General features: G+C 71.7%; 19 protein-coding genes and 1 pseudogene. 6 read left to right on the top strand and 14 right to left on the bottom strand.

The window, feature by feature from the left end; translation table 11 throughout:
• Window positions 1-278: 278 nt before the first annotated feature.
• Window positions 279-680 carry a Scr1 family TA system antitoxin-like transcriptional regulator gene (locus tag ACZ3ZE_RS36795; protein WP_467262160.1) on the bottom strand — a complete coding sequence of 134 codons (402 nt, stop codon included), beginning with the start codon at window positions 678-680 and terminating at the stop codon, window positions 279-281.
• 188 nt (window positions 681-868) lie between these two features.
• On the opposite strand from ACZ3ZE_RS36795, the gene ACZ3ZE_RS36790 reads away from it, so the two are divergent.
• Window positions 869-1537, top strand: coding sequence for a hypothetical protein (locus ACZ3ZE_RS36790; protein ID WP_361180259.1), 669 nt, complete (start codon window positions 869-871; stop codon window positions 1535-1537).
• Window positions 1538-1560: 23 nt separating this feature from the next.
• On the opposite strand, the gene ACZ3ZE_RS36785 is transcribed toward ACZ3ZE_RS36790, so the two are convergent.
• On the bottom strand, window positions 1561-2445 hold the full coding sequence (locus tag ACZ3ZE_RS36785) for a barstar family protein (RefSeq protein WP_361180261.1): 885 nt from the start codon (window positions 2443-2445) through the stop codon (window positions 1561-1563).
• Between the two features lie 251 nt (window positions 2446-2696).
• Window positions 2697-3212, bottom strand: coding sequence for a transposase family protein (locus tag ACZ3ZE_RS36780; RefSeq protein ID WP_467262158.1), 516 nt, complete (start codon window positions 3210-3212; stop codon window positions 2697-2699).
• 315 nt (window positions 3213-3527) lie between these two features.
• On the opposite strand from ACZ3ZE_RS36780, the gene ACZ3ZE_RS36775 reads away from it, so the two are divergent.
• The 5 genes and pseudogenes from ACZ3ZE_RS36775 to ACZ3ZE_RS36755 all read left to right on the top strand — a co-directional run bounded on the left by ACZ3ZE_RS36775 (window position 3528) and on the right by ACZ3ZE_RS36755 (window position 8743).
• Complete coding sequence (locus tag ACZ3ZE_RS36775; protein ID WP_329849665.1) at window positions 3528-3827, top strand: hypothetical protein; 300 nt, start codon at window positions 3528-3530, stop codon at window positions 3825-3827.
• Between the two features lie 275 nt (window positions 3828-4102).
• Window positions 4103-4272 (top strand): annotated as a pseudogene (locus ACZ3ZE_RS36770) (OB-fold nucleic acid binding domain-containing protein); the annotation flags it as partial.
• Between the two features lie 204 nt (window positions 4273-4476).
• The gene (locus ACZ3ZE_RS36765; RefSeq protein ID WP_467262156.1) at window positions 4477-6747 is read left to right on the top strand and encodes a tetratricopeptide repeat protein; all 2271 of its coding nucleotides are present in this window, start codon (window positions 4477-4479) and stop codon (window positions 6745-6747) included.
• A gap of 24 nt (window positions 6748-6771) precedes the next feature.
• A complete protein-coding gene (locus ACZ3ZE_RS36760) occupies window positions 6772-8025 on the top strand; it encodes a tetratricopeptide repeat protein (protein WP_467262154.1) in 1254 nt (417 codons plus the stop codon).
• A 313-nt stretch (window positions 8026-8338) separates the two neighbouring features.
• Window positions 8339-8743, top strand: coding sequence for a type II toxin-antitoxin system PemK/MazF family toxin (locus ACZ3ZE_RS36755; protein WP_361180005.1), 405 nt, complete (start codon window positions 8339-8341; stop codon window positions 8741-8743).
• A 128-nt stretch (window positions 8744-8871) separates the two neighbouring features.
• Here the strand turns inward: ACZ3ZE_RS36755 and ACZ3ZE_RS36750 are convergent, their stop codons facing one another.
• From ACZ3ZE_RS36750 to ACZ3ZE_RS36700, 11 genes are all read right to left on the bottom strand, one after another.
• Window positions 8872-9762 carry an NAD-dependent protein deacetylase gene (locus tag ACZ3ZE_RS36750; RefSeq protein WP_467262152.1) on the bottom strand — a complete coding sequence of 297 codons (891 nt, stop codon included), beginning with the start codon at window positions 9760-9762 and terminating at the stop codon, window positions 8872-8874.
• A 281-nt stretch (window positions 9763-10043) separates the two neighbouring features.
• Window positions 10044-11462: an amino acid permease gene (locus ACZ3ZE_RS36745; protein ID WP_361180007.1), complete on the bottom strand. Its 1419-nt coding sequence runs from the start codon at window positions 11460-11462 to the stop codon at window positions 10044-10046.
• 103 nt (window positions 11463-11565) lie between these two features.
• Window positions 11566-13332 (bottom strand): LVIVD repeat-containing protein, encoded by a 1767-nt coding sequence (locus tag ACZ3ZE_RS36740; protein ID WP_361180009.1) that lies wholly within the window; start codon window positions 13330-13332, stop codon window positions 11566-11568.
• A gap of 124 nt (window positions 13333-13456) precedes the next feature.
• A complete protein-coding gene (gene kynU, locus ACZ3ZE_RS36735) occupies window positions 13457-14704 on the bottom strand; it encodes a kynureninase (RefSeq protein ID WP_361180011.1) in 1248 nt (415 codons plus the stop codon).
• 5 nt (window positions 14705-14709) lie between these two features.
• Entirely contained in the window at window positions 14710-15783 is a 1074-nt protein-coding gene (dmpG, locus tag ACZ3ZE_RS36730) for a 4-hydroxy-2-oxovalerate aldolase (protein ID WP_467262150.1), read from the bottom strand.
• The gene (locus tag ACZ3ZE_RS36725; protein ID WP_361180015.1) at window positions 15780-16712 is read right to left on the bottom strand and encodes an acetaldehyde dehydrogenase (acetylating); all 933 of its coding nucleotides are present in this window, start codon (window positions 16710-16712) and stop codon (window positions 15780-15782) included. Before ACZ3ZE_RS36725 ends, dmpG begins: the two co-directional genes overlap by 4 nt.
• Window positions 16709-17827, bottom strand: a complete 1119-nt coding sequence (locus ACZ3ZE_RS36720) for an amidohydrolase family protein (RefSeq protein ID WP_467262148.1) — start codon at window positions 17825-17827, stop codon at window positions 16709-16711. The genes ACZ3ZE_RS36725 and ACZ3ZE_RS36720 overlap by 4 nt, the downstream gene beginning before the upstream one ends.
• Entirely contained in the window at window positions 17824-18396 is a 573-nt protein-coding gene (locus ACZ3ZE_RS36715; RefSeq protein WP_363293268.1) for a 3-hydroxyanthranilate 3,4-dioxygenase, read from the bottom strand. Before ACZ3ZE_RS36715 ends, ACZ3ZE_RS36720 begins: the two co-directional genes overlap by 4 nt.
• On the bottom strand, window positions 18393-18812 hold the full coding sequence (locus tag ACZ3ZE_RS36710) for a RidA family protein (protein ID WP_361180022.1): 420 nt from the start codon (window positions 18810-18812) through the stop codon (window positions 18393-18395). Before ACZ3ZE_RS36710 ends, ACZ3ZE_RS36715 begins: the two co-directional genes overlap by 4 nt.
• Window positions 18809-19579 carry a 2-keto-4-pentenoate hydratase gene (locus tag ACZ3ZE_RS36705; RefSeq protein WP_361180025.1) on the bottom strand — a complete coding sequence of 257 codons (771 nt, stop codon included), beginning with the start codon at window positions 19577-19579 and terminating at the stop codon, window positions 18809-18811. The genes ACZ3ZE_RS36710 and ACZ3ZE_RS36705 overlap by 4 nt, the downstream gene beginning before the upstream one ends.
• Window positions 19576-20370, bottom strand: a complete 795-nt coding sequence (locus ACZ3ZE_RS36700; RefSeq protein ID WP_361180045.1) for a 2-keto-4-pentenoate hydratase — start codon at window positions 20368-20370, stop codon at window positions 19576-19578. Before ACZ3ZE_RS36700 ends, ACZ3ZE_RS36705 begins: the two co-directional genes overlap by 4 nt.
• Between the last annotated feature and the right edge of the window lie 72 nt (window positions 20371-20442).

Below are 20442 nucleotides of genomic sequence, written 5' to 3'. Positions count from 1 at the left end.
TCCGTGCGGTGAGTTCCTAGACAGCTCCCACCACACCGGAGGTCTTCGCCATGTTCAAGACCAGACCAGTGTCAACAACGCTCGTGATCAATACATCTAGTGCGGGGGGCCGCCGCCGCAGGCGAAGCACCCGCCACTCGGGGGCGGGGGCGGTGGTGGTGGTCGAGTCGGCTCTTCGGGCATGAGGTGGTCTTTCTCTGGGGTGGGGCGGGGCCGAGGGGCGGACAATCCGGCAGGGCGCCGGACCTGGCGACGGCGCATTGGCGGACACAGCGTCTTCAGTTGCTGTTCCGGGCGGCTCTCTCGGCGCGCTGGCGGGCGGCGTCGAGGAACTGGCGGCTGTACAAGACGGACTCGGCGCCGAGTCTTGCCTGATCGAGGTGGTGTTCGAGCTGCCGGCCAGGTCCCGTGAGGGCGTAGTACTGGTAGGGGTGCGCGTGTACCGATCGGGCGTTGTAGGCCAACGTGTACTCGGCGATGTACGGGATGCGGCGGCCGGCGGCCGGGGCCTGGCTGGCGGGCACGATGCGGATGGCGACGCTGGGGACGTCGGCGAGGCGTATCAGGTGTGCCAGTTGGGCGGCTGTCACCGCCGCGGTGCTCCGGGCGAGTGCGGCTTCGGTGATGAGCAGCGTCCAGGTCCGGTTGCCCTGTCCGGCGTCCAGGCGCGGAACGGGCACCGGTCCGGGCGCGGGCTCTTGCGGGCCTGCGGCGGTGAACGCGTAGTCCGGATGCTGGGGGTGTTCACGAGTGGGGCTGACCTGGCGGGACAGAAGCGGTTGAAGATCGCTTCCCAGTTGACCGGAGATCCTTTCCCAAACTTGGACGCGCCGCCGCCTATGTCAGTGGCGGGCAGTTGAATGTGGCCATGACTGTCCAAGCGCTGGTGTCCTTGCTACCCGACCCCGATGTTCTGCTCGCCCGCTGTCGGGCACTGGCACTGCTCGATGCCATCCTCGACGCGGACGCTCCCACCCACTCGTTCGTCTCCGACTGGCGCGAAGGCGTCGACCTGGCATTTATGGACAACGGTTCTGGCGACCAGTACGCCGTCGTGTTCGATCCGGCCGGTGTGTTCCTCTACGGGTTCGATCACGAGAGTGATGCCACCCCCTGGCGAGAGTCGCCCCGCGCGCACTGGCCTGGCCTCCTCGCCGGTCTTCCCCCGTCGCTCGCGCACTATCCCGCGGCACCGGAGTTCCAGTTCGACGGGTTCTTCGACGCGACGGTGTGCGTGTGGCGCGAGAAGGCGGCTGAGGCATGGCAGTGCGGTCAGGTCGAGTTCGGCGACGACGAGTCAGACGGGGCCGACTGGCTCTTCGACCTCCTCACCGACGGCAGTGCGGACGCGTACGTCAGCTTTGCCGAGGACTACTTCGAGCGGGCCATCGACCGTGACGCCGTAGCGGCGATCCTGGCTCGGGAGCCGCTGAGCCGCCAGATGGTGACCTCATTGTCCTCCACGGCTGACTTCGAAGCAGTGGCTGTGCAGGCTCGCACGCTGGGCTATGCCGTCCAGGATCAGCCTGCGCTCTGACCCCATGGAGATGGCTCCCTGCCCTACGCGCCACGGTTGGCGTCCGACCATTCGTCGTTGTTCCACAGGACGGGCATGGCGCCGACGGGCTCGAACCGGATCTGCGGGTCGTTGCTCTGGACCAGGCAGATCAAACGGCGGCGAAGTACGGTTGCCTGGCGGGCCTGGTCGGCGATGATGTCCAGGACGACCTGCGCCGCCCTGGGGCAGGTCGTCGCGAAACGATCGTAGTCAGAGAAGACGAGGACCAGCCCGGCGCCCTCGGGAGCATCGTCGTAGCCGCCGTAGCAGGCCACGTCGCCAAGGCAGTCGTTGAGCGCGTCCAGGTTGTGACCGTAGTAGTCGGGGAAGTCCAGGGCCGCGGCCACGGCGCGGTGCATGTCTCGCTCGGTGTTCCATTGGCCGGCTTCCAGGCGGATGACGCGGAAGCCGCGGTCTTCGAGACGTTCGGTCGCCTGTGTGAGGAGACGCTTGCGCCAGAAGAGGGTGACGAAAGTGTTGATCATGTACTCGATGCCGGGAAGCCGAGTGGTCGTGTCGGGTGGCGTCGGATTCTGCGCCACGTCGCTCCGGTAGGCGTCGAGGAGATGGAAGAACTCTTCGACGGGGGTTGAGCCGGCGGGGGTGTTGCGCTCGATGTCGGCTGCCCAGCCGAGCGGGCTGGTGCCGCCGAGGCGTGTCCCGAGCCACTGGCTGAAGGCTCCGCCGTGCCAGAAGTCGCAGGGCTCATCAATGGAGTGGACGCCGAGGGCTACCTGGTAGCCGATCAGCATGGACTGCAGATCGCGGAGTGAGCCGCCGGACAGCCACGCTCCGGGACGGAGGCGGATCTGATCCAGGAAGTCGTACGCGTCCGTGCAGTCCTGCCAGTGCTTGGCAGTGAGGTCCGGGCTGTCTTCGGTCGACATGTTCCGACCCTACGGTGCGAGCGGGTGCTGTCGTCGGTCGGAGGGGTGCGATCGCAAGGCGATCACATGCGGTCGGTTGGGGGGCATCTGCGGTCACCCTCTGCGATCTTGCTGCGCCCGCCCCTACGTCTGGCTGGGGCCTGGAGTGCCATCGGGTTCTGGGGTTGGCGAGTGAAGGAGGGGCCGGTGTGACGTCACTGTTCAAGCGTCTGGATCAGGAAGAGACGGTCGTTCGCGGTGAGTTGGCTGCACTACGCGAGAGGATCGCTGTCGTCGAGGAACGGCTGGCTCACCTGACAATCACACGCGAGACGCTGCTGTCCCTGGCCGTCGAGGAGTACGCCAACCAGGGCGACGACGTCAGCCAGGGCAAGGCCGACTGCCGTCAGGATGGAACGCAGCCGTTCGGTGCGCTGGCCGTGCCTGCGGGTGAGACCGGATATCTGCTCCGCGAACGTCCGACGTGGGCACTTGGTGTTCCCGCACCGGAACCGCCGGACCCGCAGCTGGAGTACGACGCTTCGTCCGGCGCTCGGGACATCAGCGAGAAACCGCAGGTAGGAGCTGTGAACCCGGGTCGAGCAGACTCCGCATCCCGGGCAGTCAGCGCCGGCCGTGGTGCACTGCGCGTCAAGGCGCACGTTCTCGATATCCACGTCCACCGACCGCACCGCGATGTCCGCGATCGCCGGGAACAACAGCTCCTTCAAACTGAGTACAACGTCTTCCACGGCCCGGACTGTCAGCCCAGCTGCACTGACCGCCATCCATTTTCACGCGACTTCGCATACCGCCCGGAGACGCTCAGCCGTCACTCACCGTGGCCACTGCATGAAAGTTGTGCCAGAACCCGAGTTGGTTCTGGCACAACTTCCGTGCAGCGGACGCGGTGAGTGACAGGTGGGACGTCCAGATCCGAGTCGGTGACGGTGTCGTCCAGCCCGTCGTGCGGCGCACTCGGGCTGTGGCTTGAACACGATCACTCATTCGTAGGACTTCGGCATACACGACCGGCCGCCGGACAAGTCTTGCGTCGGCCGACGACGTCGGCCGACGCAAGTCCCTAGATCAGGAAGTCAGTGATGAGCTTCATTCAGACCGGCAAGATCGACCTGAAGTCCGACAACGCGATCGAGACGGCCGGCGGCAACACGTCGACCTTCACCCGCGTTACGTTCCCCACTCCGTTCCCGCCCGGCTCCAGCGTCGTCGTTCTGCCCCTGACCCAGACCTTCAACGGTCCGGAGACGCCTGGTATCCGCATCCACGACGTCACCACCAGCGGCTTCCTGATCCGCCTGAACGAGGTGTACGCCGGCGCCACCAAGAGCGACGGGAAGCACACCACCGAGACCATCGGCTGGCTTGCCTCAACCGTCTGACCCGCTTCCGTCGGCCGGGCACCCCCGGCCGACGCCGCGGTCGACCAAGGACCGCATCGGTGACGAACACCCGCATGCCTGAAAGGCTGTAAGAACCTGCCGTCGCGGGTGGCGGGCGCTGCCGGTACGGCGCATCGGGCGGACACACAGTTTCATCGGTGGCCGCCCCCACGCGACGGCCCGGTGGCGCAGTCCCAGAGAATTCCTCCACAGCGTTTTCACGGACGCCGACACCGGGCTTCAGCCAGCCACTGTCGGCATGCGCTGCACAGCAGCTGGACCTCCTCGGCCAAACCCCCACGCCCACACCCGCACAGCCGTCCCGGACCATCCCCGACGGCACCGCGGGCGCCCGCCTGCACCCCTACGCCGACCTCCAGCCCGCTGGCACCCGCTCCGCCGACCTCACCCACCTCGGACACCCTCGCAGGGAAGCGCCGGATGACCACCAGCTTCCCGTCGCCCCCGGCCCCGACAGCGGGCTCGCGCACGAGCCCGCGCACGGGGGGCGATCCTGCGGATCCATTTCCACCACGCCGAGCAGCGCGACGCCCTTTACGAGCAATTCACCGCGACCAAGACAGCTGCCTGGCCAGCGTCGGCTCGCGGTCCCCCTGCACGGCCGGCTCCCGTCGGCGTTCTCGCCGAGGTGGCGGAGTGCCCGCCCGATCTGGCCGAAGCGGCGGTCGACGCGTGTCTGCGGCGGTCCGTCCTGCGGGCCGAAGGGGCGTCGCTCGCCTTCCGGCATCCGCTGGACCGCCGGACCGCCCTGGCGCGGGTGCCGGGGCCCCGGGCGGCGCGGCTCAGCCTGCGCGCGGCCCGGGTCCTGCACCGCACCGGGGACGGCCCGGTGCCCTTGCTCGACCTCGCCCGGCTGTACGCGGCCGCCGGGCACGTCCGCGAGGGGGAGCAGGGCGACGAGGAGGGACAGGGGGGAACGGGCGCCGTCCTGGGCTCCCTCGGCATCGCCTACACCCGGCTGGCCTTCGCCCACTGGGAGACGGGAGACCTTCCGCAGGCACACGCCGCCCTCGCGGAAGCCGATCGGACGTTCTCGGACCTGCTGGACCACGACCCCCTCCTGTGGTGGTCCATGTCGTCCGACGTGGGCCTCGTGCAGACGATCAGGGGAGCCCTGCTGACGACCGAGGGCCGGCCGGAGGAGGCGATCGAAGGCGCCGAGGCCGTGGTGGCGAACGCGCGCCAGATGGCCGAGCTCAGCCCCGCCCTCCACGGGCGCGATCTGGCCCATTCCCTCTCCATGCAGAGCAGTTACCTGTGGGAGGCCGGCCGGCGCGCCGAAGCCGTCGGCGCGACGCTGGAGGCCCTGCACCTCCACCGCCAGCTCGCCGAGGTCAACGCCGGCGACCGGGATGCCCTCCCCGGCCGGATCGACGAGGCCGCGGACCGGCTCATCGCGCTGGACCGGCACACCGAGGCGGTCGCGCTCGTCGAGGAGGTCCTGGCACTCCAGCGCGAACGCCTGGCCGTCCTCGGGCCGGAGCCGGAAGAAGCCGGCGAGGCCGCGTTCACGGCCGTCCACAAGGCCCGGCACTACCTGCGCGCGAGGCGCGGCGCCGACCGGCTGCCCTGGGGCACCACAGCCGAGTTCGACGCGGAGGCCGAGCGGCTGGTACGGGCCGCCGACCCCGCCGGCCTGTGGCACCTCCTGCGCGCGGTCCCCGCCCCCGACGCGGTCCGCATCGCCCACCGCCACGGCCCCGAACACTGGGCGCCTCCCGAGGACGGGCCCGGCCGCGCTGCCGCGCTGCGGCTCGCCGCCCGGAGCCGGCGGCCGCACGCCGTCGACCGGGCCGCCCGGATCGCAGGCGCGCGGGCCGTGTGGCGGCTGCCCCGCACCCGCGGGCCCGGCGCTCCGGAGCCCGCCTCGTTCGCCCCCGGGCAGCAGCCGGTGATGGCGTGGGAGACGTACCGTACGAGGAATCAGCGCGGCCACGGCCCGCACGCCACCCGCATCGACGTGTACGACCTCGCCGGCCGTTCGCTCCTCTGGTCGGCCGACCACGTCGGGGCGGGGACCGATCCGGTGGTCTGCCTCGGGCCCGATGCCGTCCTCGCCCTGCGTGCGGGCAGCCTCTGGGCCCAGGCCGACCTCGTCCTGTACCGGCCTGGCGGACGGACGGAGTTCCTGTCGAGCGACCCCACCCTCATGGACGCCCGGATGTTCGCCACGGCCGAGGGGTTCGTCGTGCTGCCGCGGGGCGCCTCCGTCGCCCTGGTCGCTGAACGGGACCGGCCGTTGCGCGAGGTCCGGCTGGCCGACCTGGGACTGGTCCACGGCTGCACCACCTACGCCGTCGACCCCACCGGACAGCGGGTCCTGCTGGCGGGCGACGACCGCCTGGTCCTGACCGACGCCGGCCTCCGGCCGGTGTCCGCCCGCGGCGGGTGGCGCCTGCCCGAAGGCCACGGCCCGGTGGACGCCGCGGTGTTCCTCTCGCCGGACGAAGTGGTCACCTCCGCGTCGAACGGCGGCGTCTGGCTCTTCGATCAGGAGGCCGACCGGATCCTGCTGACCGCCATGTCCGACGCACCCCGCATGGACCGCCTGTTCACGGTGCCGGCGTGGCGGGTGCTCGGCGGGCGGGCGGCGGGCGAGGAGACCGTGCACACCTTCGACTCCGTGGACCTGGCCCCGGTCCCCCTCCCGCGTCCGCTGGCAGGCCACTCCGGACGCGGACCACGCACGGTCACCGCATCACCGGGAGGACGGTACGTGGTCCACGGCGCCGAGGTGCACGACCTCGGCCTCCCGCTCTCCTTCGCCGGGCGGCTGGTCGCCTCGCTGACCCCGGCCGACCGGGCGGCACTCGCCACCTTCCTCGACGGCGGCGGCGCGACCCCCTCAGCGGTCGGCGAACTGCTGCGGCTCGTACGGGACCTCGCGTCCGCCGCATGACCACCCGCCACCGGTACGAGGAGAGTGACCGCGTTGTTCCGCAAGAAGAACGACCAGGACACGCTGGCCGCCGCACCGCCACGCCCCACTGAGCAGAGCGAACCGGTCGGCCCGACCCACCCTTCCGGCTCGTCCGGCCCTTCCGGCTCGTCCGGCCCGGACGATCCGGCCGAGGAAGGCGCTCCCGCCGAGCCCCTCGCTCTCCACCTGAACGACCACCGCGACGCCCCCTTGCTGCACCTGACGCCCGACCTCACCATGCGGCAGCAGGACGAACTCGCGGAGATGGAGCGCGAACTGGGCCCGGGACACGAGGACGCCCTGCGGGCGCGCAACAACTACGCGATGCTGCTGGCCGCGTGGTCCGCCGCGGCGCCGCCGGGCGACACCTGGATGGCCGACCGGGCGATCGCCCTCTTGGAGGTGAACCTGGGCTACCAGGAGGCCTCTCTGGGCCCGGACCACCGCAGCACGCTCACCACCTGCCAGTCCATCGGACACGCCCACCTGACCGCGGGCCGGCCCACACGGGCCATCCCCTACCTCGAACGGGCCCTGGAGGGCCGCGAACGCGATGCGGGCCGGGACGACGAGGACACGCTGAACGCCCGCGAGAAACTGTCGGACGCCTGCGCCGCGGCCGGGATGACCGACCGGGCGATCGCCCTGCTGGAGGAGACGGTGGCGGTCAGCGAGCGGCTGCTCCCGCCGGGCGCCGAGAAGGTGCGAAACCGCAAGATCAAGTTGTTCGACGTCCACCGCGAGGCGGGCCGGCGCGCCGAGGCCATCGCCCTGTGCAAGGAGATCATCGGGGACACCGAGCGTTACTACGGCCCGCACCACCTCGACACGTACATCTGGGTCGACAACCTCGCCCACCTCCACCACGACGAACAGGACCTCAGAGCGGCCATCGCCTGCTACGAGCGGGCCATCGCGGGCCTCGAACAGATCCACGGCCCGGACAGCGAGGCGATCTCCTACCGCTACCACAACCTCGCCATCGCCCACCTGGAGGACGGCCACCCTGATCGGGCCGTCCCGTACCTGGAAGTGGCCCTCGTGGCGTGCGAGCACTCCCTCGGCGCGGACCACGGCAGGACCCTGGACGCCCTCGTCGACCTGACCAACGCACTCGACCGCGCCGGCCGCATCGCCGAAGCCGCGGTGACCACGAACCGGCTCCTCACCGTCCTGCTGCGCGTCGGCGGCCCCGACCACCCCCGCCTCCCCGACGTACGCGCCTACCTGGAGCGGCTGAACCGCTCTCTCGGCTAAGGCCTGCAGGACCCCGAGGGCAACGAATTCGACGTCGTCTGAGGGGCGTTGGGAAGGTGCCGGTCACCTCTTCACGTCGGCTTCGGCACTATCCGGCTCATCGCGACCTCGAACCGGTCCTGCCAGCGGACAGGGGGTCTACGCTGTGACCCACGGCCCGATACCGCATGACCCTCAGTCTTCACCCACCGATGATCACGGGTTGCCGCCCCCGTCGTCACCAGCCCCGATCGCGACGTGCGAAGACGGGGCCGGATCCGGTGTCCCACTCGGGTATGCAGCGTCCGCCCGCCCACTCGCACCAGGAGGACACATGAAACGCGGCGAAGTCTGGTGGGTCGACTTCGACGAACGACGCCCGGTCGTGGTGCTGTCGGACGACGAGTCATCCGGCATCCAGGTCATGCAGGTCGTCGCGCCGGCGGGCGTCGACATCAGCGGCCTGGGCGTTGAAGTGGTGGTAGGCGCGCGGGAAGGGCTGCCCTTCGAAGGCGTGCTGCGGTTCGCGTTCACGCGTCCAGGCTTCACACCGTGCACCTGGCTGACCACTGTCGCCCGCGTCGACCTGATCGAGCGAGCGGGCGTGTTGTCCTCCGCGAAGCTCAGCGAGGTCGGAGCCGCCCTCCATGCTGTTGGACAGGCGAGGGAGTGGACGTCGACCACGACGGCCAGGCTCCGCGCGATCAAAGATGCCCGCCGTCTCGGAGGACGCGAGTAGCGGAAGCCGCTGCTGCCCGGCTCGACCGTCGACGACCGACAGCAGTCCCCTCTTCACCGCCCTCCGGCAACACGATCACGCAGTATGGCCTCCCCCCCCGCGGATGAGGTGAAGACGGAAGGCACTGCCTACGCCGTGTCCGCCGATACGTCGAGCAGCTCCGCCACCGCGGTGAGCGTCGCCCCCAGGGGGAGCTCGATCCGGGTGACCGCGTGGGCGTCCCCGCGGGTCGGGTCGCGGTTGACGATCAGTACGGGCTTCCCTGCCTCGGCGGCCTGCCGGACGAAGCGGAGTCCCGACATCACTGTCAGTGAGGAGCCGAGGACCAGCAGCGAGGCGGCCTCGCGGACCAGCTGACGGCAGTGCTCGACGCGATCCGGCGGGACGTTCTCCCCGAAGAACACCACGTCCGGCTTGAGGACCCCGCCGCAGGCCACGCAGGGCAGCACCCGGAAGTCCACGACCTGCTCGTCGGTGAGGTCGGCGTCACCGTCGGGGTTGATCCCTGCGGCCACCGGCGCGAAGCCGGGGTTGACCTCCTCCAGCCGCCGGGCCAGCTCGCGGCGTGGGCTGCGGGCCCCGCACGAGAGGCACACGACCCGTTCCAGGCTGCCGTGGAGCTCGACGACCCCGTCGCTGCCCGCCGCCTGGTGCAAGTTGTCCACGTTCTGCGTGATGACGCCCGACAGCAGCCCGCGGCGCCCGAACGCGGCGACGGCCCGGTGCCCGGCGTTGGGAAGGGCCCGGCCGAAGGTGCGCCAGCCGAGGTGGCTGCGCGCCCAGTAGCGGCGCCGGGCGTTCGGAGCGGCGACGAAGTCCTGGTAGGTCATCGGGGTGTGCCGGCTCAGGCTGCCGCCCTCGCCCCGGTAGTCGGGGATCCCCGACTCCGTGGAGATCCCCGCCCCGCTGAGCACCAGCACCCCGCCCCGACCCAGCGCGTCCGCGACCGGCCGCGGATCAGTGGTGCCCGGCGGCAGGTCGGCGGGCGGAGTCCAGGTGAGCGTGGGGCGCATACGCATGCTGCCAGGGTACGGACGCCGAACCCGGAACGCTGCGGCTGGGCTCGGCGGAGCCGGGTCCCGCTCCGGGTCCCGCTCCGGGTCCCGCTCCGGGTCCCGCTCCGGGTCCCGCTCCGGGACCCGGGCCAGGACCCGGGCCGGGACCAGGACCAGGGCCAGTGGAGACCCCGGCCCCGAACCTGCCGCAGCGCCGTGCCACGGCCCCTCGACCGTGGCACGGCGCCGCGTCCCCCTCCGTCCCCCTCCACCGTCCTCCGCCGTCCCCGTACGGCGGCTCCCGCTCAGTTCTGCCGGCTCCTGCGGCGGCTCACCGTCACGGCGTAGCAGATCAGGAGCACGGCGGTGAAGGCCAGGCCGATACCCGCCGCCTGTCGCATGTCCGGGACCTCGATCGCGGTGGCGGCGACGGCGAGCACCCCCGCCCCGGCCACCAGCGCGAGCTTGCTTCCGCCCGGGATGCTGAAGCCGGAGAACTCCGTCGGATGCGCGTCCCGGTGGCGGCGGAAGGCCACGTACGTGGCGAGGATCAGCAGCCACACGAGCAGCACCGCGAAGAGGGCGATCGACATGAGGATGCCGAAGATGCCGCCGACGTCGTAGAAGGCGAGCAGCGCCGCCGCCGCGATGCCCAGGGTGGACGCGGCCAGCGCCGCCGCCGGGACACCGCGTGTGGTGAGCCGGGCCAGGGGCGCCGGGGCGAGGCCGTCGTCGCCGAGGGAGTGCAGGAGGCGCGAGGCACCGTACAGGTGGGCGTTGGCGGCGGAGATGGCCGCGACGAGCACCACGAGGTTGGTGAGGGTCGCCGCGGCCGGCACGCCGACGTCGGAGAAGACCCGGACGAAGGGGCTCGCCTCGACGCTGCCGTCGCTCTCCGCGAGCCGCCGCCACGGGATGAGCGCGACGACGAGGGTGATGGCGAGCACGTAGAAGACGCTGAGCCGCCACGCGAGCTGGCGCATCGCGGTCCTGATGGACCGCTGGGGGTCCGTGGCCTCGGCCGAGGCGATGGCGACGACCTCGAAGCCGGCGTACGCGAACATCACCACGGACATGGCGATCCAGACGGACTTGGCGCCGTGCGGCATGAACCCGCCGCCGTCGGTGAGGTGCGCGAGACCGGTGGCCTGCGTGTCCGGGAGGCCGAAGAAGACCAGCAGCGCCGCGCACAGGATGAAGGCGCACAGCGCGGTCACCTTGATGGTGGAGAGCCAGAACTCGGTGGTCCCGAAGGACTTCACGTGGACGACGTTCACGGTGAGGACCATGGCCGCGACGGCGAGGATCGCCGCCGACATCGGGACTCCCGGCCACCACCACCGGATGTACAGCGCGGAGGCGACGACCTCCGTGCCGATGACCACGACCGCGCTGAACCAGTACATCCACCGGGTGACGAACCCGGCCCACGGCCCGAGATAGGTGTGCGCGATGGCGCCGAACGCCCCCTGCACCGGATGGGCGGCAGACATCTCGCCGAGCAGGACCGCGATGATGGCGACCAGGACGGCCCCGATCGCGTACGCGATGATCACGGCCGGTCCGGCGGCGGATATCGCCGAGCCGGAGCCGAGGAACAGGCCGGTGCCGAGCGCGGAGCCGAGGCCGATCATGGTGGTCTGGCGGGGGGTCAGGGAACGGACGAGGCCGCTCTCCCGGGTGTCGGAGTCGGAGACCGGGACGGGTCTTTCCTGAGTGGCCATGGCAGGTGTCCTTCTGTCTGTGCGTGCCCGTACGGGGGACGGCGGGGGAGGCGGGGAGGGGAAGGATCAGACGCGGGGAGACGCGGGGAGACGAGGCGAGGGGCTAGAACTCGCTGTTGCGGAACGGCCGGGACGGGCGGTCGAGATCCGGCTTGCCCAGGACCTTCGGCGAGGACAGTGCGTAGATGCCGTGGTTGGTCAGCACCCAGGCGATGTTGCGGTCCCACTCCACGTACACGCCGTGGGTCTGGTTGCCGTAGGCGTAGTCAGGCGTGCCGATGCCGTGGGCCTTGGGGACGAAGTAGGCGTCGATCTTCGGCTCGGCGGGGTCCGAGACGTCGAAGAACTGCACCCCCGCGTTGTAGAAGCCGTAGCCGAGCACGCCCGGGGTGTGCCGGCCCGGGTTCGTGTAGTAGCCGGTGCGCTTGGGCCCGAAGCTGCCGCGCCGCTGGCAGAAGTCGGTGATGCCGGACGCCTTCGGCGGGACCGGACGGGGCAGGGCGCCGACGACCCGCGGGTTCTGGGGGTCCTTGACGTCGATCTGGTAGACGTCCTTGTACTGCTCGTAACAGTCCTCGGTGAGCGGGTAACCGGAGTAGTAGATGATGCCGGTCCGCTCGTACTGGGAGACGTCGATGTTGTCGCCCTCGGTGCCCGCCACGGACGGCGGCAGGTCCAGGTGGCTGACGGTCCGAAGGTTCGCCGGGTCCGAGATGTCGAGCACGGTCAGGCCGTAGCCGCCCATCGCGGCGAACGCGTAGCGCCCGCCCTTCTCGACGGGCCTGGGCACGAACAGCGGCATGCGCGCGCCCATCCAGCTCGTGCGGTTGCCGCAGCGCGGGTTCTTCCGGTACGCCGCGTCCTCACCGGTCCGCTGCCCCGGCAGGTGCCATGTGTCGAGCAGCTTGGGGTGGGCCGGGTCGGCCATGTCCCAGGACTGGTAGCCGGCCGAGTGGAGGTTGGTCGGGTACTCGGTGCGGGAGTAGGTGTCGTCCGGAGCCGTCGCGATGAACATGTACCGCTCTCCGGTCCAGTACGGCGTGTCGAGCGAACCGGAGCCCTGCTGGGCCGCGTCGGTGTCGCTGTGCAGGGGGTCCTTCTGGGTGGCGTCGGTGGAGACCGTAGCGAGCAGCTTCCAGTCCTTCTTCCGGGGCCCGTCCAGGCGGAAGACCTTGAAGCCCTTCAGGCCCGGCTTCGCGCGCAGTTTGCGGACGCCCTCCGGGTTGGCGTACTTGTCATGTGCCGGATCGTCGGTGAGCTCGTGGATCTGCCGCTTGTTCTCGAAGCTCTGGACCATGACATACGCGCCGAGCTTCTTGTTCCACTGGACGGTGGAGGCACCCCAGTAGTCGTTGGCCGCCCAGTCGCCGTTGGCCTTGGTCTCGTCGCCGCCCACGTCCTCGCGGCTGACGCGTTCGACGACCCGGACCTTCTTCACGTCGGTGATGTCGTAGACACGGCCCTCGGAGCGGTCGTACTGGAACATGTACCGCCGGCCGCCGAAGTCGACGATGTTCTGCCAGGTGTGGAAGTAGTCGGGGGTGAAGTCCGGTCCTTCGTAAGCGGCTTCGACCTTCATGTTCTTGATGTACGAGCGGGTGTCGTACTCCGCGTTGCGGCCGGGGAAGGTGTGCTCGTGCTCCTCGTCGACCGGGGTGAGGGCGGGGTGCCGGAAGGTCCCGTCCAGCTGCATGCCGTACGCGCCGGGGTCGGCCTGCGCGGGCCGGCGGTCGGCGCAGACCTCCGGGATGTTCGGGTCGGTCGTGGGGGAGGCGGTGGTGGCGCCGGAGCTGCCGGGCACGAGCAGGGTCGCGACGGTGGCGGCGGCGACCGCCGTGGCCAGGGCAGCCGTCGTACGGAGTGATCGCATGGGAGTCCTCGGGGTTCTCGGCGGTGAGAGACGGGATGGGAGGTTCGGGGAACGATCAGGGGTTCGGGGGACGCGCGGGGCTTCGGGGAAGGTCCGGTGAGGTTCGCCGGACGTCCCGGCCACGTCAGGTGACCGTCGGGCGCTGCTGGAACTCGGCGGTCAGGTGCGCCCCGGAGGTCACGACGGAGCGCAGCTCACCCACGGCGTGCAGGACGTCCGCGTGCGTGAGGTACAGGGCGTTGAAGCCGAAACGCAGCAGGTCCGGAGTGCGCATGTCCCCGATGACGCCGCGCGCGGTGAGCGCGGCGATCAGCGGATACGCCTCCGGGTGCCGCAAGGCGACCTGGCTGCCGCGGCGGGCCGGCTCGCGAGGGGTGGCCATCGTGAAGCCCAGGCCGTCGAGGAGGGTGTCCGCGCACTCCTGGAAGAAGCCGGTCAGGGAGAGGCTCTTGGCCCGCAGCGCTTCCATGTCCACGCCCTCGTACGCCGTCAGCGCGGCTTCCAGGGCGATCAGCGAGAGGAGCGGCGGGGTGCCGATCCGGGCGCGGGTGATGCCCGGAGCGGGGGCGTACGTGCCGGACATCGCGAACGGCTCCGCGTGTCCGTGCCAGCCGGTCAGCGGGTGGTCGAACTCCGCCTGGTGGCGGTGGGCGACGTACCCGAACGCGGGCGCGCCGGGACCGCCGGAGAGGTATTTGTAGCCGCAGCCCACGGCGAAGTCGGCTCTGATCGCGTCCAGTCGTACGGGCAGGGCGCCCGCCGCGTGGCACAGGTCCCAGTGGACCAGCGCCCCGGCCGCGTGCGCGGCGGCGGTGAGCGCGGCCATGTCGTGCAGCTCGCCGGTGCGGTAGTCCACGGGGGCGTACGCGGCGACGGCGACGTCCGAGCCCTCGGCGGCCAGCACGGCCGCGGCTTCTAGGGCGGGCACCCGGCGGACGTCGAGACCGAGCAGGCGGCCCACGGAGTCGGCGATGTACTGGTCGGTGGGGAAGTGGCCGGGGTCGGTCAGGAGGAGTCGGCGTCCGGGGCGCAGCCGGGCGGCGGCGAGCAGGGTGTTGAACAGCTGCACGCTGGTGGAGTCCCCGGCGATCACCTGGCCAGGGGCGGCGCCGACGATCCGGCCGATGGCGTCGCCCGTCCGCACGGGCGCGTCCCACCAGCCGTTGGCGTTCCAGGAGCGGATGAGGTCGGTGCCCCACTGGCGGTGCACCGCGTCCTCGACGGCGGCGGGCACGGCTGCGGGGAGGGCCCCGAGGGAGTTTCCGTCGAGGTAGACGACTCCCTTGGGGAGGAGGAAGCGGTCCCGGACGTGCGCGAGGGCGTCGGCGGAGTCGAGCGCGGCGGCGCGGTCGGTGAGTGTCGTGGTCGACATGGCGGTCACTCCGTCGTGGCGTGGGCGTGGGCGGGAGAGGGGGCGGCGGAAGGGGGCGGGGAGGCGGCCGTTCCTCGCGCGGCCAGCAGGTCCAGCGCGATGTCGGTGAGCAGGTCCTCCTGTCCCCCGACGAGCCGTCGACGGCCCGCCTCGACGAGCAGGTCCCGGGTGTCGAGCCCGTGGCGCAGGGCGGTGGCCTCCGCGTGCCGCAGGAAGCTGGAGTACACGCCGGCGTAGCCGAGGGTCAGCGTCTCCCGGTCGACCCGCACGGGCCGGTCCTGCGTCGGCCGTACGAGCTCCTCGGCGGCTTCCATCAGCGGGAACAGCGAGCAGCCGTGCTCCCAGCCGAGCAGGTCGAAGACGGCCACCGTGGGTTCGAGGGGGGCGTTGCCCGCTCCGGCGCCCTGGCCCGCGAGGGAAGCGTCGACGCGGTGCGCGCCCGCCTCGACGGCGGTGATGCTGTTGGCGACCCCCAGGCCGAGGTTGTGATGGGCGTGGATGCCTATCTCGGTGGCCGGGTCGAGGACGTCGCGGTAGGCGAGGACCCGGTCGCGTACGCCGTCCGAGGTCAGCCGCCCGCCCGAGTCGGTGACGTAGACGCAGTGCGCGCCGTACGACTCCATCAGCCGCGCCTGGGCGGCCAGTTCGGCCGGCGGGGCCATGTGGGACATCATCAGGAAGCCGGAGACGTCCATGCCGAGTTCCCGGGCCAGGCCGATGTGCTGGGCGGAGACGTCCGCCTCGGTGCAGTGCGTGGCGACGCGTACGGAGGTGACCCCGAGGGAGTGCGCGCGGCGGAGGTCCTGGGCCGTGCCGACGCCGGGCAGCAGCAGGGTGGTGAGGCGGGCGCGGTCGAGGACTTCCGCCGCCGCCTCCAGCCATTCCCAGTCGGTGTGGGCGCCGGGGCCGTAGGTGACGGAGGAGCCGGACAGGCCGTCGCCGTGGGCGACCTCGACGGCGTCGACGCCGGCGGCCTCCAGGGCGGCGGCGATGGCCCGCACCTGGCCGAGGGTGTAGCGGTGCGAGACGGCGTGCATGCCGTCGCGCAGGGTGACGTCCTGGACGTAGACGGAGGTCATCGGGCCGGGCTCCGTTCGGCCAGGCGCTCGGCGGTGCGCAGCGCGGCGGAGGTCATGATGTCGAGGTTTCCGGCGTAGGCCGGGAGGTAGTGGGCGGCGCCCTCCACCTCCAGGTACACGGAGACGAGGAGCCGTGTGCCGCCGGTGGGCGCCGCGCCGCCGGCGAGCCGGGTGAGCGGGTCGTCCGCGGTGATCCGGCGGAACTGTGGTTCCTGCTTGAGCCGGTAGCCGGGGACGTACGTGGCGACGGACTCGGCCATCGCGCGTATCGAGGCGGTCACGCGCTCGGTGTCGCAGTCGTCGACGACGCAGTGGACGGTGTCCCGCATGAGCAGCGCGGGCTCCGCCGGGTTGAGGATGATGATCGCCTTGCCCCGGGTGGCGCCGCCGACCTGTTCCAGGGCGCGGGAGGTCGTCTCGGTGAACTCGTCGATGTTGGCGCGGGTGCCGGGGCCCGCGGACCGCGAGGCGATCGAGGCGACGATCTCCGCGTAGTGCACGGGGGCCACCGCCGACACGGCGGCGACGATCGGGACCGTGGCCTGGCCGCCGCAGGTGACCATGTTGAGGTTGGGGGCGTCGAGGTGCTCGTCGAGGTTGACGGTCGGCACCACGTACGGGCCGATGGCCGCGGGCGTCAGGTCGACGATCCGCTTGCCGTACGGGGCGAGCGCGGCGGCGTTGCGGTGGTGTGCGGCGGCGGAGGTGGCGTCGAAGACGAGGTCGATGGAGTCGAAGTCGTCGAGGGCGATGAGCCCCGCGACGCCGTCGGCGCTGGTCGGGACGGACAGCCTGCGGGCCCGGGCGAGCCCGTCGGACTCCGGGTCGATGCCGATCATCGCGGCGGCGGTGACCGTGCCCGAGCCCCGGAGCATCTTGATGAGGAGGTCGGTGCCGATGTTGCCCGACCCGATCACGGCGGCTCTCATCGGACGGCCTCCTTCGTCGCGGGGATGAGCACGGGGGCGGACGCGGGGGACGTCGGGGACGCGGGGGACGTGGAGGACGCGGAGACCGTGGAGACCGTCGGGGTCGGCGCCGGTGCCGGGGTGAGGCCGAAGAAGCGGACGGCGTTGCCGCCTAGGACGGCCTCCCGGTCCTCGGGGGCGAGCCCGCTGTCCCGGACCAGCCGGCCGATCTCCTCCTCGCCGAGCGGGAAGGGGTGGTCGGAGCCCAGCAGTACGCGCTCCGCGCCCATCACGTCCACGAGCAGCCGCAGCGCGCCGGGGTCGAAGACGGCCGAGTCGACACAGAAGCGGTCGGTGTAGTGCGAGGGCGGATGCGGGCTGTCCGCGCGGACCAGGTCCCGGCGGTGCCAGGCGTTGTCGGCGCGGCCCAGGAGGTAGGGGAAGCTGCCGCCGCCGTGTGCGAAGAGCAGCCGCAGCGAGGCCGGCAGCCGCTCGAAGGCGCCGGACAGGATCAGCGACAGGATCGTCAGATGGGTCTCGCCCGCCATGCCCGCCAGCCAGGCCAGCATGTAGCGGTCGTACCGGGGCCCGGACGGCAGGTCCCAGGGGTGGACCAGGACGGGCGCGTCCGCCTCGGCGCAGTGCGCGAGGAACTCGACGAGCGCGCCGTGGTCGAGGTCGAGGTCGCCGAGGTGGTTGCCGATGTGGACGCCGTGGAAGCCCTGGGCCATGGCCTCGGTGACCATCGCGCAGGCCGCCTCGGTGTCCTGGAGCGGCACCTGGCACAGCGGGGCCAGCCGGTGCGGGGCGTGGGAGGCGTAGGCGAGGAGGTGGGAGTTGACGGTACGGCACCAGTCGGCGGCCCGCGCGGCCTCCAGCTCGTAGCCGAAGAGCAGCGGTGTGCTGGACAGCACCTGGACGTCCACGCCGGCCCGGTCCAGGTCGGCGACGCGTTCGGCCGGGTCCCACAGGGTGCGCCGGACCGGCCGGTACTCGGCGGACCCGGCCATCATCATGCCCGCGTCCGGACCGTCCGTGGTCCGCAGCCAGGGGGCGTCCTCGGAGCCGGTGAGGCGCTGCGCCTCGGCGCGGCCGAGCTCCGGGAAGACGTGCGCGTGGATGTCGACGACGGTCATATCAGGCCCGCCTCGTCCAGGCGGGTGCGCGGACGCAGCTCCTTGGGCCAGTCCTTGCCCGGGTGCACGGCCCCGCAGTTGCGGCACAGGCGGGCGGCCTCGTCGCCGTAGAACGCCTCGAACACGGGCGGCAGGTCGTCGACGATCGAGGTGAGCTGCAGCTCGCTTCGGTGCACCAGGTGGTGGCACTCCATGCAGTACCACTCGAAGGCGTCGCGGTGCCCGTGCGGCCGGACGAACTCGACGACCAGGCCCACGCTGTCCTCCTCCGGCCGCTGCGGGGAGTGCCGCACGTGCGGCGGGAGGAGGAACACGTCGCCCTCGCGGACGTGGATGTCGTGCGGCGGCTGTCCCTCCGTGTCCATGACCCGCAGGACCATGTCGCCCTTGAGCTGGTAGAAGAACTCCTCGGTCGGGTCGTCGTGGAAGTCGGTGCGACGGTTGGGGCCGCCCACGACCGTCACCATCAGATCGGCGTCCTGCCAGATCTGGACGTTGCCGACCGGCGGCCTGAGCAGGTGGCGGTGCTCGTCGATCCAGGCCTGGAGGTTGAACGGTGTCATGTTCATCGGGGTGGTTCCTTGTCCTGCGGCATGTGGGCGACGGCGCTGATCTCGATCAGCAGGTGCGGATGGGGAAGCTGGTGGACGGCGACGGTGGTGCGGGTCGGGCCGGTCTCGTCGAAGTACTCGGCGTAGACCTGGTTGTAGCCGCCGAAGTCGTTCATGTTGACCAGGTACGTCGTCACGGAGACCAGGTCCTCCAGGCCTCCGCCGGCGGCGGCGAGGAGACGGCCGACCGTCTCGATCACCGCCCGGGTCTGGGCGCGGATGTCGAGGTCCGTGACCCCCATCGGGTCGGCGCTCGCCCCCACGAAGGTGCCGTCGGGCCGGCGGGAGCTGGTGCCGGAGACGTAGACGAGGTCGCCGGCCCGCCGGATGTGGGGGAAGCGGCCGCGCGGCGGCGCCGCGCCGGGCACGATCACGCGTCCTCCCGTGCGACGTCGGCGGTTCCGACGGCTTCCGTGGTGAGGGCGACGGTGCCGAGCCCCGCGACCGTGGCCCGCACGTGCGTTCCCGGTGGCAGCGGTACGGCGGCGGTCGCCGCGCCGGCGAGGATCACCGTGCCGGGCTCCAGCGGACCGCCCAGCCGGGCCGCGGCGGCCAGCGCACGCAGCGGGTGTCCGAGGATCGCGGCGGTCGACCCGGTCTCGACGGTCCGCCCGTCGAGCTCCAGGAGGACCCCGAGACCGCCGAGGTCACGCGTGGTCCGCCAGGCGCCGACGGCGTAGTGCGCCGCCGAGGTGTTGTCGGCGATGACCTCGGGCAGCGAGAAACGGAAGCCGTCGTAGCGGGAGTCGATGACCTCGAGAGCCGGTGCCACGGCCGAGACCGCCGCCATCGGGTCCCCGCCCGGCAGCAGCGTGTCGCCCAGCAGGAACGCCACCTCGGGCTCCACCCGGGGGTGGATCAGCCCGGAGACGTCGAGCCGCCCCCCGTCCGGCACCTCCATCCGGTCCGTCAGCCGCCCGTGGATCAGATCGGCGACCCCCATCTGCCGCATCTTCGCCTGGCTGGTGAACCCCAGCTTGAAGCCGGTGAGCCGCTCACCCCTGGCCAGCCGCCGTGCCACCAGCGCGCTCTGGACCTCGTACGCCCCGGCGGTGTCGGTCAGGCCGCTGGCCCCGCCCGCCAGCGGGCGCCCGTCCAGTGCCGCACGGTCGAGGGCCTCGGCCAGTGTCCCGGCGTTCATCGGGCGTCCCCTTCCGTCGTGGGCCGGCCGAAGGCCGCGCGGACCGAACCGAGACCGTCGATACGGGCTTCGAGGACGTCCCCGGGCAGGACCTCCGCCATCGGGCCGAGCGCACCCGTGAGCACGGTGTCCCCGGCCCGCAGCGGGCGGCCGAGCCGCGCCAGCGTGTCCGCGAGCCAGACGGCCGCGTGCAGGGGGTTGCCCATGCAGGCCGCGCCCGTCCCGGTGGAGACCGGCTCCCCGCGCCGTTCGAGGACCATCCCCGCGGTCCGCAGGTCGAGGTCCCGCAGGAGTACGGGGCGGGTGCCCAGGACGTACACGCCGCTGGAGGCGCTGTCGGCGATGGTGTCCACGGCCGTGATGTCCCAGTCGCGGATCCGGCTGCCGACGACCTCGACGGCGGGCAGCACGAAGGCCGTCGCCCGGATCACGTCGGCCACGGTGTGCCGCTCGTACGGGAGGTCGTCGCCGAGGACGAGCGCGACCTCGGCCTCGGCGCGGGGCTGGAGCACCGCGCCCCAGGGGATCTCGGCGCCGTCCGGGACGGCCATGTCGTCGAACAGCGGACCGAAATCCGGGGTGTCCACCCCGAGTTGGGCCTGCACCGCCGATGAGGTCAGCCCGATCTTCCAGCCGGTGATCCGGCGTCCCGCAGCGACGAGCCTGTCGGTCTGCAGGCTCTGGACGGCATAGGCGGCGTCCAGGTCCCCGGACGGCAGCAGGTCACGGAGCGGGGCGCACGGTATGCCCGTGCGGCGGGCGGTGTCGAGGCGCTCGACGGCGCGTGCCACTGCCGGGCCGGCCTCGGACGCGTCCCCGGCGGTGGCGGTGGTGGCGGTGGTGGCGTTGGTGTCGGTGGTGTC

The organism is Streptomyces sp. NPDC023157 (assembly GCF_055560575.1).
This window is presented reverse-complemented; position numbering and strand designations above follow the sequence as displayed.